Here is a 13,049-nt window from a genome sequence, read left to right on the forward strand (position 1 = left end):
AGTGGGCCGTACGGGGGAATTCGGCGTGGCAAACGAGGGAGCCCGGGCCTCCTCGCGGAGTGTCCGGGCTCCCTTGTCGCTCAAGCCGTGTTACTGGTTCTGGTTCTCACCACGGTAGTACTCGAAGACCCAGCCCCACAGGCCGATCATGATGATCGGGGCCGAGAAGTACAGCAGCCACCAGCCGAAGACGACGCCCATGAAGGCGAGCGCGCCACCGACGCCGAGGGCGAGCGGCTGCCAGCTGTGCGGGCTGAAGAAGCCCACCTCGCCGGCGTCGTCCGCGACATCGGCCTCCTTGTTGTCCTGCGCGCCCGCGTCGACCCGCCGGGCCGTGAAGGCCAGGTAGTAGCCGATCATGATGCACAGGCCGAAGGCGAGGAAGAGCGCCGTGGTGCCGGCCGGCTCCTTCGACCACACGCCATAGACGATCGCCATGGCGAGGACGAAGACGCTCAGCCAGATGAACATCTTGCCCTGGATCTTCACTTACCGGCCTCCTTGCCGCTGCCCGCGAGCTCACCGGAAGCCGGGCCGCCGTGGCCGAGCTGTTCGAGCGCGGCGATCTCGGGGTGGTGCAGGTCGAACGCCGGGGATTCGGAGCGGATCCGCGGCAGGGTGACGAAGTTGTGCCGCGGCGGCGGGCACGAGGTCGCCCACTCCAGCGAGCGGCCGTAACCCCACGGGTCGTCGACCTCGACCTTCTTGCCGTACTTGGCGGTCTTCCAGACGTTGTAGAAGAACGGCAGGATCGACAGGCCCAGCACGAAGGAGCTGATCGTCGAGATCGTGTTCAGCGCGGTGAAGCCGTCGGCCGCGAGGTAGTCCGCGTAACGACGCGGCATGCCCTCGGCGCCCAGCCAGTGCTGGACGAGGAACGTGCCGTGGAACCCGACGAACAGGGTCCAGAACGTGATCTTGCCGAGCCGCTCGTCCAGCATCTTGCCCGTCCACTTCGGCCACCAGAAGTGGAAGCCGGAGAACATCGCGAAGACGACGGTGCCGAACACCACGTAGTGGAAGTGCGCCACCACGAAGTACGAGTCGGAGACGTGGAAGTCCATCGGGGGCGAGGCCAGGATGACGCCGGTCAGACCACCGAAGGTGAAGGTGATCAAGAAGCCGACGGCCCAGAGCATCGGTGTCTCGAAGGACAGCGAGCCCTTCCACATGGTGCCGATCCAGTTGAAGAACTTCACACCGGTGGGCACCGCGATCAGGAAGGTCATGAAGGAGAAGAACGGCAGCAGCACACCGCCGGTGACGTACATGTGGTGCGCCCACACCGTCACCGACAGACCCGCGATGGCGATGGTCGCGCCGATCAGGCCCATGTAGCCGAACATCGGCTTGCGGGAGAAGACCGGGATGACCTCACTGATGATGCCGAAGAACGGCAACGCGATGATGTACACCTCTGGATGGCCGAAGAACCAGAAGAGGTGTTGCCATAGCAAGGCTCCGCCGTTGGCCGCGTCGAAGACGTGGGCTCCGAACTTGCGGTCCGCCTCCAGGGCGAACAGCGCCGCCGCGAGGACGGGGAAGGCGAGCAGGACCAGGACCGCGGTCAGCAGCACGTTCCACACGAAGATCGGCATGCGGAACATGGTCATACCGGGTGCGCGCATGCAGATGATCGTGGTGATGAAGTTGACCGCGCCGAGGATGGTGCCGAAGCCGGAGAAGGCCAGACCCATGATCCACATGTCGGCGCCGATGCCCGGCGAGCGGACCGCGTCCGAGAGCGGGCTGTAGGCGAACCAGCCGAAGTCGGCCGCGCCCTGCGGGGTGAGGAAGCCACCCACCGCGATGAGCGAGCCGAACAGGTACAGCCAGTAGGCGAACATGTTCAGCCGGGGGAAGGCCACGTCCGGCGCGCCGATCTGCAGCGGCATGATCCAGTTCGTGAAGCCGGCGAACAGCGGCGTCGCGAACATCAGCAGCATGATCGTGCCGTGCATCGTGAACGCCTGGTTGAACTGCTCGTTCGACATCAGCTGCGTGCCGGGACGGGCCAGCTCGGCGCGCATGAAGAGCGCCATGACGCCGCCGATGCAGAAGAACGCGAACGACGTCACCAGATACATGGTGCCGATCGTCTTGTGGTCCGTCGTGGTCAGCCACTTCACCACGACGTTGCCGGGCTGCCTGCGCCGTACGGGAATCTCGTTCTCGTACGAGTCTTCGGCGGCGGCACCCTGAGGTTCGTTGAGGATGCTCACAGTTGGGTCGTCTCCCGGTTCTTCTCGTTGCTCGTCTGCTCAATACCGGAGGGGACGTAACCGGTCTGACCGTTCTCCGCGAGCTTCTTGAGGTGCTCCTCGTAGCGCTCGGGAGAGACGACCTTCACGTTGAAGAGCATCCGAGAGTGGTCGACGCCGCAGAGTTCGGCGCACTTGCCCAGGAAGGTGCCCTCACGGTTGGGGGTCACCTGGAAGACATTGGTGTGGCCCGGGATGACGTCCTGCTTCATGAGGAACGGCACCACCCAGAAGGAGTGGATGACGTCCCGCGAGGTGAGGATGAAGCGGACCGTCTTGCCCTTGGGGAGCCAGAGGGTCGGTCCGGGGTTGCCGGTCTGCGGGTTCTTCTCACCGGGGGTACCGCAGTTGTAGACGCCGCCCGCGTTCGCGGGGAACTGGTCCTTCCACTTCTGCGGGATCGCGTCCAGGTTCTTGTCGGTCTTCGCGTCACCGGTGGAACCGGGGACGTCCGCGATGGTGTTGAAGCACCAGCTCCACTGGAAGCCGACCACGTTGACCGTGACGTCCGGCTTCTTGGAGGTACTCAGGAGCTCCGACTCGTCGCGGGCCGTGAAATAGAACAGCACCGAGACGATGATGAGCGGGACAACCGTGTACAGCGCCTCGATGGGCATGTTGTACCGGGTCTGCGGGGGAACCTCGACCTTGGTGCGGCTGCGCCGGTGGAACATGGCGCTCCACAGGATCAGGCCCCACACCAGCACGCCGACGGCGAGCGCAGCCGCCCAGGACCCCTGCCACAGGGAGAGGATCCGCGGAGCCTCTTCCGTGGTCGGGGTGGGCATACCAAGGCGGGGGAAGTCTTCCCAGTTGTACGAGCAACCGGTGGCTGTCGCCAGGACCAGGCCCGCAGTCAGTGCCTGCAGCAGCTTCCGCCGCATCGGGCGCCGCGACGTGGGGGTACCACCCGCGCCCTTCAGGCCGCGGGGGAGGTCGGAGCCGTTGGGACTCACGTAGCGCCTTCCCGAGAGTCTCGCCCGCGCTGTTGGCTGCGGCCTTCTCGCTGGTCCGGTCGCCGCCCTGCGTCGGGCAGGGGTTTGATGTTTATGCGGACCAAACCCTACTGGACGCCGTCCGGCGGTCTGCGGGGAGGGTGTGCCTAACGCGTGGCGGGTCGCACTGGGCGCCTGAGAGCTCGGGGGGTTCGCTGTTTTGGCGGTGCGGGTTGTTCGTGGTTTCTCGCGCCCACGCGGCGGAGCCGCATATCGACACAGCCCCTCGCCCCTTGCGGGGGCGCTGCAGCCAGCCGGAGGAATTAGCGTTGCTGTGTGGCTTACTTCGACGCTGCTTCCGCTGCTCCTCTTCATCCCGTTGCGCGGCAGGCGCTTCAGGCCTCTCTCGATGAGGGGTGGGCCGATCCCGCTCGTCTCTATCGGGAGGGGCGGCGGGCCCGGTTGCTGCTGGATGCCGCGCGGGAGGCGGCGGCCGAGGCTGCGGGGTGCCGGCCGGACGAGTTGGTGTTCACCGCTTCGGGTACGCGGGCCGTGCACTCCGGGATCGCGGGGGCGCTGGCGGGGCGGCGGCGCGCCGGGGCTCACCTGATCGTGTCCGCCGTCGAGCATTCTTCCGTGTTGCACTCCGCGGAGGCGCACGAGGCCGGGGGCGGGACCGTGACGCGGGTGGCCGTGGATCGCGCGGGTGCGGTGGCGCCGGAGGCGTACGCCGCCGCCCTGCGGTCCGACACCGCCCTGGCCTGCCTCCAGTCGGCCAACCATGAGGTGGGTACGGAGCAGCCGGTGGCCGAGGTCGCGTCGGTGTGCCGGGACGCCGGGGTGCCGCTGCTGGTCGACGCGGCGCAGTCGCTGGCGTGGGGTCCGGTGGAGGGTGACTGGTCCCTGTTGACGGCGAGTGCCCACAAGTGGGGTGGGCCGCCGGGTGTCGGACTGCTCGCCGTCCGGAAGGGGGTGCGGTTCGCGCCCCAGGGTCCCGTGGACGAGCGGGAGTCGGGGCGGTCGGCCGGGTTCGAGAACATCCCCGCGATCGTGGCGGCGGCGGCCTCCCTGCGGGCCGTGCGGGCCGAGGCGGCCCAGGAGGCGGTACGGCTGCGGGAGTTGACCGAGCGGATCCGGGCGCGGGTGCCGGCGTCGGTGCCGGACGTGGAGGTGGTGGGGGACCCGGTGCGCCGGCTGCCGGGTGTGGTCACCTTCTCCTGTCTCTATGTCGACGGAGAGACCTTGCTGCACGAGCTGGACCGGGCCGGTTTCTCCGTCTCGTCCGGTTCGTCCTGTACGAGCAGCACGCTGACGCCCAGCCATGTACTCAGGGCCATGGGGGTGCTGAGCGAAGGCAACGTGCGGGTCTCGCTGCCGCCGGGCACCTTGGAGGAGGACGTCGAGCGGTTCCTCGACATCCTGCCGGGTGCGGTGTCGGGGGTCCGCGACAAGCTGGGCGCCTCGCCCGCGGCCCCCGCGGCGGCCGTGCGGGAGGACGCCCTCGTCGTGGACTCGCTCGGCAAGCGCTGCCCGATCCCCGTCATCGAGCTCGCCAAGGTCATCGGGGACGTCCCGGTGGGCGGCACGGTCCGCGTGCTGTCGGACGACGAGGCCGCGCGGCTGGACATCCCGGCCTGGTGCGAGATGCGCGGGCAGGAGTACGTGGGTGAGGAGCCGGCGGAGCGAGGAACGGCGTACGTGGTCCGCCGGGTGACCTGACGCGCCCCTCAAGGGGCGCGGGGCTGTATCGACAGCGGCTCCGCCGCGATGGGGGTCCCCCCGCTCGAGCGAAGCCGAGAGTGGGGGAGCGACCAGCCCCGACGGACCGCAAGTCGACAACGGATCCGCCGGGGCAGATGAATGGTCGCACCCAGCTCAGCTCAGGTGAACCTGAACCTCCTCAGCGGCAGCGTCCCCGTACGCCTTGGTGAAGCGCTCCATGAAGTGGGCGCGGCGCAGCTGGTACTCCTGGGTGCCGACCGTCTCGATGACGAGTGTGGCGAGCATGCAGCCGACCTGGGCCGCGCGCTCCAGGGAGACACCCCAGGCGAGTCCGGAGAGGAAGCCCGCGCGGAAGGCGTCGCCCACACCCGTCGGGTCGGCCTTGCGCTCCTCGTCCGGGCAGCCGACCTCGATCGGCGCCTCGCCGGCCCGCTCGACCCGCACGCCCTGCGCGCCGAGGGTGGTCACGCGGTGGCCGACCCGGGAGAGGATCTCGGCGTCGGTCCAGCCCGTCTTGGACTCGATGAGCCCCTTCTCGTACTCGTTGGAGAAGAGGTACGTCGCGCCGTCCAGCAGTATGCGGATCTCCTCGCCGTCCATGCGCGCGATCTGCTGGGAGAAGTCGGCGGCGAAGGAGATGCCCCGGGAGCGGCACTCCTCGGTGTGCCGCAGCATCGCCTCGGGGTCGTCCGCGCCGATCGAGACGAGGTCGAGGCCGCCGACGCGGTCCGCGACCGTCTTCAGCTCGATGAGGCGGGCCTCGCTCATGGCGCCGGTGTAGAAGGAGCCGATCTGGTTGTGGTCGGCGTCCGTGGTGCACACGAAGCGGGCCGTGTGCAGCGTCTCGGAGATGCGCACGGAGTCCGTGTCGACGCCGTGCCGGTCCAGCCACGCGCGGTACTCGTCGAAGTCCTGGCCGGCCGCGCCGACGAGGATCGGCTTCGTGCCCAGCTGACCCATGCCGAAGGCGATGTTCGCGCCGACTCCTCCCCTGCGGACGTCGAGCTTGTCGACCAGGAAGGAGAGGGAGACCGTGTGCAGCTGATCCGCGACCAGTTGGTCCGCGAACCGGCCGGGGAACGTCATGAGGTGGTCGTTGGCGATGGAGCCGGTGACTGCGATACGCACGGCTAGGACACGCTCCTGCGACGGGAGGGGATTGACAGTTCACGCTATCGGGTCCTCCTCCCGGGCTGAAACAGCACCGGGGCAGGAAAAACTACCCGATAGTAGGGCTTTTTCCGCGGCTTCGGCGGTGCATACGGTTCCGTTATGACGAACCACCAGGACCTGAAGGTCCACAGTTACGCTCCGCTCGACCCGGAAGGCGGTCTGGCGGCGCTGCGCGGCGACTGCGCCCGGATGGTGCCGCACTGGGCGGCCCCCGACCGGATCGTTGCCCTCCCCGTGTCCCCGTCACGCATCCACGGTGTGAAGGTGCCTCCGGCGTCGGCCCGTCTCGTGGACGCGATGTCCGACTACGGCGACTGATTCGGCCACTGCGGCCAAACCCGTGAGGTGCCCTCGCAGCCACTCGATGACCAAGAGGATGACCAAGAGGGCGCCTGAACGGGGAACCGCGCGCTCCCCCGCCGCGTCCCATCGCTGTCCCCCGTAAAGGGGATCCGGTATACGACCCTTCCGTGCCCCTCCCTCCTGGCAGGACCGGGTCACCAGGGACAGCTGTGGAGCTGAAGGAGCGATGCGGTGAGCACCGAGCGACCCGACAACGACGCGGCACCCGACGCGACCGATCCGGCCGACGCCACCCCGTCGGCCGAGGACGCCGAGAGCGGCGTGGGGGCCGAGCGCGCCGAGGGTGCCGCGAGCACCGAGGGTGCCAACAGCGCCGAGAGCGCCGCTGAGAGTGCCGCGAGCGCCGAGCATGCCGAGAGCGCCGGGAGTGCCGCTGAGAGTGCCGCGAGCGCCGAGCATGCCGAGAGCGCCGGGAGTGCCGCGAGCACCGCCGATAGCGCCGCGAGCGCCGAGCATGCCGAGAGCGCCACTGGCAGTGCCGCGAGCACCGAGGGCGCCGCTGGCAGTGACGAGAGCGCCGAGCCTGTCGCGGGCGCCGAACGCGCGGCCGGTACCGACGACGCCGCGAGCCCCCAGGGCCCCGAGAAGTCCTCGCCTCCCGAAGCCGCTCCCCACCCCGACACGGACGTGAGTACCCGGACCGTCGGGGGCGCCGAGGAGCGCAAGGCCGGGCGTGGGCGCTCCTCCGTGCTCGTCGCCTCGGTGGCGGCCGCGGTGCTGCTCGTCGGAGGTGGCGGGGCCTACCTCGCCACGAGCGCCACCAGCGACTCCGGTGGCAGCGACTCGGGCGCCCCGGCAGCCGACGGCACTCCCCCGCCACTGGCCCTCGACGGCTCCACCGAGGGCGGTACGAACGGGATCGCCCCCGGCGAGCCCGACCCCAACGGCGTGACCTACCGCGCCGGCGGCGACCTGCCCGACGGCCCGGACTCCGCGCCCGTGTACCGGTCGGCCGGCGAGGTGACCTCGGCCGAGGTGGCCCGGCTCGCGAAGGCGCTCGGCGTCGAGGGAACGCCCGCGATGCAGGGCGGCACCTGGAAGGTGGGTGGCACGAAGGACGGTTCCGGACCGAGCCTCCAGGTGAACAAGGACGCACCGGGCACCTGGACCTTCAGCCGGTACACGCCCGGCGCGGACAACTGCCGGAAGGCCGACGTCTGCGCCTCGGGCAGCGCGGCCGGGGGCGACCCGGCCAGCGAGGCCGTGGCGAAGAAGGCGGCCGCGCCTGTACTGAAGGCCCTCGGCCAGGACGCGGCCAAGCTGGACGCCACCCAGGTCTCGGGCGCCGTCAGGACGGTCAACGCCGATCCCGAGATCGGCGGGCTGCCCACGTACGGCTGGACCACCGGCATCCAGGTCGGCGCCGACGGCCGGGTGGCCGGCGGAAGCGGCAACGTGAAGGCGCCGGACAAGGGGGACACGTACCCCGTGACCGGCGCGGACAAGGCGCTGGACCTGATGAACGGGACGGGTCAGGGTCAGGGAACCGGCGACGGGCGCAAGGGTCCCGGTGGCTGCCCCAGTCCCGTACCGCTGAAGGACAAGGACGAGGCGCCGTGCGGATCGTCGACCGCGGCTCCGGCGTCGCGGTCGGTCGCCGTCGAGGACGCCGTCTTCGGGCTGGCCGCGCGCTTCTCGGAGGGGAAGTCGGTGCTGGTGCCGTCCTGGCTGTTCCAGGTGCGGCCGGAGGGGGCCGGCGCGAGCTTCACCGTGACGCAGCCGGCCGTCGACCCCGCCTACCTGACCACGCCCGAGCCGCCGTCGGTCAACCCGTCTCCGGGTGAGCCATCGGGTTCGGCGCCGAAGAAGCGCGACGTCAAGGTCGAGGGCTACACGGCGCAGGGCAAGGAGCTGACCGTGAGCTTCTGGGGTGGGGTGTGCGATGAGTACTCGGCCTCGGCGGACGAGAAGAACGGCGAGGTGACGGTCACGGTGACCGACAAGCCGTCTGACGAGGTCTGCATCATGATCGCGAAGGCCATGGAGCGCACGGTCCAGCTGGACAAGCCGCTCGGCGACCGGGAGGTCGTGGGCACGAACGGCAAGGAGGTCCCGAAGGGGAGCCTCGCCGACCGGGTCCCGAGCGCCCAGTAGTTCACCGGCATCGGCACCGACATCGGCATCGGCACCGGCACCGGCACCGGCACCGGCACCGATTACGGATCGCGGATTACGGATTGCGTAGGCGAAGGCGGCGTCCCCCTCGGAGGGGGCGCCGCCTTCGTGTGCGCTGGTACGCGCGGTGTGCGCCGAACGGGTGGGCGGCTCAGTTGAAGGAGTCGCCGCAGGCGCAGGAACCCGTGGCGTTCGGGTTGTCGATCGTGAAGCCCTGCTTCTCGATGGTGTCGACGAAGTCGATGGAGGCGCCGCCCAGGTACGGGGCGCTCATGCGGTCGGTGACGACCTTGACCCCGCCGAAGTCCTTGACGACATCGCCGTCGAGGGAACGCTCGTCGAAGAAGAGCTGGTAGCGCAGGCCGGAGCAGCCGCCGGGCTGAACGGCGACGCGCAGCGCCAGATCGTCACGGCCTTCCTGGTCGAGCAGGGCCTTGACCTTCGCCGCGGCGGCGTCGGACAGGATGATGCCGTCGGTGACGGTGGTGGACTCGTCCGATACGGACATCTACATCTCTCCCGGGTTGTACGGAGACTGCTTGGCGACGTGTCCAACCGGCAGGGCCGCGGATTCATTCCGGGCCGGGCGGTTTTCCTTTCGCCGCTCTCTTCATGCTCGCACATGGGCCGTGGAACGGGGATCGCCCTGTGGACGGGGCGTCGCGGCGATCACTCGTCAGCGGCCGCCGGGATTCACGTCACATCGACGCTATGGCCATCGTCAAAGTGACGTGAAGCAGTTATCATAGATAACGTCAATTCGACGAAAAGCCGTCAACGGTGTCCCGCATGTCCCGCCGGTCCGGATTCCCGGACCGGCGAGCCGCAGAACAGAAAGGGTGCGTGTCGTGACCACCGCCCAGACCCAGGAGCTCGACGTAACTCCGACGCCCCTCGCCCTGCTGCTGCTCGGCCGTGAGGCCGACCCCAGGAGCGAGCGCGGTGTCGAGTGCCCCGGCGACCTGCCCTCCCCGTCCGACCCCGACCTGGTGGAGCGCGCCCGCGCGGCCAAGGCGAAGCTCGGGGACAAGGTGTTCGTGCTCGGCCACCACTACCAGCGCGACGAGGTCATTCAGTTCGCGGACGTCACGGGCGACTCCTTCAAGCTGGCCCGGGACGCGGCGGCGCGCCCGGAGGCGGAGTACATCGTGTTCTGCGGTGTGCACTTCATGGCGGAGTCGGCGGACATCCTGACGTCCGACGCCCAGAAGGTGGTCCTCCCCGACCTGGCCGCCGGCTGTTCCATGGCCGACATGGCGACGGCCGAGCAGGTCGCCGAGTGCTGGGACGTGCTGACGGAGGCGGGGATCGCCGAGCAGGTGGTGCCCGTCTCGTACATGAACTCCTCGGCGGACATCAAGGCGTTCACCGGGAAGCACGGCGGCACGATCTGCACGTCCTCGAACGCCGAGCGGGCCCTGGAGTGGGCCTTCCAGCAGGGCGAGAAGGTGCTGTTCCTGCCGGACCAGCACCTGGGCCGCAACACCGCTGTCCGCGACATGGGGATGTCCCTGGAGGACTGTGTCGTCTACAACCCGCACAAGCCGAACGGCGGGCTGACGGCGGAGCAGCTGCGTGACGCGAAGATGATCCTGTGGCGCGGCCACTGCTCGGTGCACGGCCGCTTCTCGCTGGACTCGGTGAACGACGTACGCGAGCGCATCCCGGGCGTGAACGTCCTCGTCCACCCGGAGTGCAGGCACGAGGTCGTGGCCGCGGCGGACTACGTCGGTTCGACGGAGTACATCATCAAGGCCCTGGAGGCGGCCCCGGCGGGCTCCAAGTGGGCCATCGGCACGGAGCTGAACCTCGTGCGGCGCCTCGCGAACCGTTTCGCGCCCGAGGGCAAGGAGATCGTCTTCCTGGACAAGACGGTCTGCTTCTGCTCGACCATGAACCGCATCGACCTGCCCCACCTGGTCTGGGCGCTGGAGTCGCTGGCCGAGGGCAACCTGGTCAACCGCATCGAGGTCGACCAGGAGACCGAGGCGTTCGCGAAGCTGGCGTTGGAGCGGATGCTCGCCCTGCCGTAGTCCTTCCTCAGCCCTCGTCCCGCCCCGCCGTCACCCCGACGCGGACTTCCGGTCGGGGTGGGCGGGGTCGAGGCTGACGACGGTGCCGTCGGGGGTGTTCACGATCAGCGCGCCGCCGTACGGCAGCACCTCGGACTTGATCGTGTCGCTGGTCGCGAGCCGCTCGGCGTGTGTGCCCGTCTCCCACAGCAGCGTGCCCTTGCGTGCGTCGAGGGCCGCGACCCGGCCGCTGGGGCTGGCCAGGTACAGGGTGCGGGTGCGGGCGTCGTAGGTGGGTTGGCCGGAGCCCTCGACGCTGGTCCGGGTCTGCCACAGCTGTTTGCCGGTCAGCGGGGACACGGCGGTCACCTGGCCGTCGGCCCCGGCGATCCACAGGGTGTCGGCGGCCAGCGTCACCGAGCCCTCGTAGGTCTTCGCCAGCTTCGTCGTGGTGCCGGCGCCGGTGTCCGGGTCGGCCAGCAGGATCTTGCCGAACGTCAGGTCCTCGGGGCGCATCGGGCCGGTGTCGCCCCCGACCACGAAGGCCAGGCGGTCGTCGACGGCGCCGAGCAGACCGCTCGCGTTCGGGGTCTTCAGACGCCGGATCACCGACCCGTCGGTCCGCTTCAGCTCCAGGAGCTCGGCGTCCCGGTTCTCGTCGTCCGGGAAGCAGTGCTGGTACAGGCCGGAGCCGACCGTCAGGAACTGGCAGTAGTCGCCGGCGGGCAGCTGCTTGGTCCAACGGTCGGTGCCGGTGCGCGGGGAGCGGGCCGTCACCAGCCGGCCGCCGGCGTCGGTGGTCAGCACGAGGTCGCCGGACAGGGTCAGGTCGACGCTCGTGTCGTTCACCTTGCGGACCCACAGCCGCGTGCCGCTCTGCGCGTCGAGGGCGACGATGCTGACCGTGCCGTTCGCGCCGTTGTCCGGGTAGACGACCTGCCGGACGAGCACCGCGCCGTCCCGCGCGCCGAGGATCGTGAAGGCGTTCAGCGCTCTCTCGCCGGAGTGGGCGGACGCGAGGGAGGCACGCCAGACGGTCTTGCCGGTACGGCCGTCCAGCCGTACGGGAAGGATGTTGCTGCCCGCGCAGTAGACCGCGTCCTCGTACCTCCGGCAGGTGGCGTCGCCCGAGTCGCCGCTCGCCTTCCCCAGTGGATCGACCTCGCCGCGCGGTGCCGGCTTGAGCGCCGTCGTCTGCCAGGGCTCCCAGCCGGTGGGGACCGCCGCCCAACGGGAGGCCGCGGCCGCGGAGGAGCCCGCGGGCTGGGGATCCGCGAATCCCGGCCCGAACCGTAGGTACCAGAGCAGCCCCAGGCCCACCGCGCCGACCACGGCGGTGGCGGCCAGCACAGGGCGCCCGCGACCACGGCGGGCGGGGAACCGATCCTTACGGGGGATACGGCTGACACGGCGGATACGGCCGCCACGGCGGACGGGATGATCGGCGGCCGTCGGGCCGGCGAGGTCACCGGGATGGGTCGGCTCCACGAGCGGCAGATCGGCCGCGCGCAGCGTCACGGTGGACGGTTCGTCCTCCCCCGGCGCCGGCAGGTCGGCGAACTCCCGTGCCAGCTCGTCGAGTTCGGGCCGGTCCGCGGCCTTCTTGGCCAGGCAGCGCTCCAGGATGCCGAGCAGTGGCTGCGGTACGCCGTCGAGGGCGGGCTGGTTGTGGACCACCCCGTACGCCGTCATGTAGGGGCTCTCGGCGTCGAAGGGGCCGCGCCCGATCACCGCGAAGCCCAGCAGCGCCCCGAGCGAGAAGACGTCCGAGGACGAGGCGACCGCGCGCGGGTCGGTGAACTGCTCCGGGGACATGAAGGGCGGGGTGCCGATCATCTGGCCGGTCTCGGTCAGGGTGTTGCCGTTCTCCACCGCCCTGGATATGTCGAAGTCGATGACCCGCGGGCCGTCCTCGGCCATCAGGACGTTGGCCGGCTTCAGATCGCGGTGCACGACCCCCGCCCGGTGGATGTCCCGCAGCGCCTCGACCAACCCCAGCGCCAGCCGCCGCAGTTCGGCGCCCCGCAGCGGGCCCCCCTCGCGGATCCGTTCGGCGAGGGAGCGGCCGGCCACGTACTGGGTCGCCATCCAGGGCCGTGCCGCCTCCGGGTCGGCGTCCACGACCGGCGCGGTGAAGGCGCCGCTCACCCGGCGGACGGCCTCGATCTCCTGCCGGAACCGGGCCCGGAAGACGGCGTCCTCGGCGTACTGGGCGTGCACGACCTTGACGGCGACCTCGCGGCCGGAGCGCGATCTGCCCCGGTAGACGATTCCCATACCCCCGGCCCCGAGCCGGTCGACCAGCTTGTACCCGCCGACGGACCTCGGGTCCTCACCGCGCAGTGGCACCGCCCGAACTTCCTTCCGCGTAGATCAGTTCGCGCCACACAATACGGAACCGGAATGCCGAACGGCCGGGTACCGAGAGGTTCGGTAACCGGCCGCCGTGGATCAGGACGTGGATCAGG

The 13,049-nt window shown here is 69.9% G+C and carries 10 protein-coding genes; 4 read left to right on the forward strand and 6 right to left on the reverse strand.

All coding sequences use genetic code 11. The features are described 5' to 3' along the window. Nucleotides 1-90: 90 nt before the first annotated feature. The 3 genes from AB0959_RS24790 to coxB are packed head-to-tail and all read right to left on the reverse strand — an operon-like array spanning nucleotide 91 to nucleotide 3,145. Nucleotides 91-489, reverse strand: a complete 399-nt coding sequence (locus AB0959_RS24790; RefSeq protein ID WP_366828703.1) for a cytochrome c oxidase subunit 4 — start codon at nucleotides 487-489, stop codon at nucleotides 91-93. Beyond that, nucleotides 486-2,222 carry a cytochrome c oxidase subunit I gene (ctaD, locus tag AB0959_RS24795; RefSeq protein ID WP_366828704.1) on the reverse strand — a complete coding sequence of 579 codons (1,737 nt, stop codon included), beginning with the start codon at nucleotides 2,220-2,222 and terminating at the stop codon, nucleotides 486-488. The genes AB0959_RS24790 and ctaD overlap by 4 nt, the downstream gene beginning before the upstream one ends. After that, nucleotides 2,219-3,145, reverse strand: a complete 927-nt coding sequence (gene coxB / locus AB0959_RS24800; RefSeq protein ID WP_366828747.1) for a cytochrome c oxidase subunit II — start codon at nucleotides 3,143-3,145, stop codon at nucleotides 2,219-2,221. The genes ctaD and coxB overlap by 4 nt, the downstream gene beginning before the upstream one ends. Nucleotides 3,146-3,532: 387 nt before the next feature. Between coxB and AB0959_RS24805 the strand changes: the two genes are divergently transcribed. Next, nucleotides 3,533-4,915, forward strand: coding sequence for an aminotransferase class V-fold PLP-dependent enzyme (locus AB0959_RS24805; protein ID WP_366828705.1), 1,383 nt, complete (start codon nucleotides 3,533-3,535; stop codon nucleotides 4,913-4,915). Between the two features lie 156 nt (nucleotides 4,916-5,071). Here the strand turns inward: AB0959_RS24805 and AB0959_RS24810 are convergent, their stop codons facing one another. Beyond that, nucleotides 5,072-6,046, reverse strand: a complete 975-nt coding sequence (locus tag AB0959_RS24810) for a carbohydrate kinase family protein (RefSeq protein ID WP_366828706.1) — start codon at nucleotides 6,044-6,046, stop codon at nucleotides 5,072-5,074. Between the two features lie 144 nt (nucleotides 6,047-6,190). Between AB0959_RS24810 and AB0959_RS24815 the strand changes: the two genes are divergently transcribed. Next, the gene (locus tag AB0959_RS24815; protein WP_366828707.1) at nucleotides 6,191-6,409 is read left to right on the forward strand and encodes a hypothetical protein; all 219 of its coding nucleotides are present in this window, start codon (nucleotides 6,191-6,193) and stop codon (nucleotides 6,407-6,409) included. A gap of 216 nt (nucleotides 6,410-6,625) precedes the next feature. After that, nucleotides 6,626-8,548 carry a hypothetical protein gene (locus AB0959_RS24820; RefSeq protein WP_366828708.1) on the forward strand — a complete coding sequence of 641 codons (1,923 nt, stop codon included), beginning with the start codon at nucleotides 6,626-6,628 and terminating at the stop codon, nucleotides 8,546-8,548. A gap of 172 nt (nucleotides 8,549-8,720) precedes the next feature. Here the strand turns inward: AB0959_RS24820 and AB0959_RS24825 are convergent, their stop codons facing one another. Beyond that, nucleotides 8,721-9,077, reverse strand: coding sequence for an iron-sulfur cluster assembly accessory protein (locus AB0959_RS24825; RefSeq protein WP_366828710.1), 357 nt, complete (start codon nucleotides 9,075-9,077; stop codon nucleotides 8,721-8,723). A 340-nt stretch (nucleotides 9,078-9,417) separates the two neighbouring features. Here AB0959_RS24825 and nadA point away from each other — a divergent pair, with 340 nt between their 5' ends. Beyond that, complete coding sequence (gene nadA, locus AB0959_RS24830) at nucleotides 9,418-10,602, forward strand: quinolinate synthase NadA (protein WP_366828711.1); 1,185 nt, start codon at nucleotides 9,418-9,420, stop codon at nucleotides 10,600-10,602. Nucleotides 10,603-10,632: 30 nt separating this feature from the next. On the opposite strand, the gene AB0959_RS24835 is transcribed toward nadA, so the two are convergent. Next, nucleotides 10,633-12,930: a protein kinase gene (locus AB0959_RS24835; protein ID WP_366828712.1), complete on the reverse strand. Its 2,298-nt coding sequence runs from the start codon at nucleotides 12,928-12,930 to the stop codon at nucleotides 10,633-10,635. Between the last annotated feature and the right edge of the window lie 119 nt (nucleotides 12,931-13,049).

The sequence above is a fragment of the Streptomyces sp. NPDC046862 genome (assembly GCF_040704615.1).
Lineage (GTDB): Bacteria > Actinomycetota > Actinomycetes > Streptomycetales > Streptomycetaceae > Streptomyces.

What these genes read in the sequence shown, in the direction of transcription:
- coxB (WP_366828747.1), bottom strand. Translation starts at nt 3,145, where the DNA reads ATGCGGCGGAAGCTGCTGCAGGCACTGACTGCGGGCCTGGTCCTGGCG.
- AB0959_RS24815 (WP_366828707.1), top strand. Translation starts at nt 6,191, where the DNA reads ATGACGAACCACCAGGACCTGAAGGTCCACAGTTACGCTCCGCTCGAC.
- AB0959_RS24825 (WP_366828710.1), bottom strand. Translation starts at nt 9,077, where the DNA reads ATGTCCGTATCGGACGAGTCCACCACCGTCACCGACGGCATCATCCTG.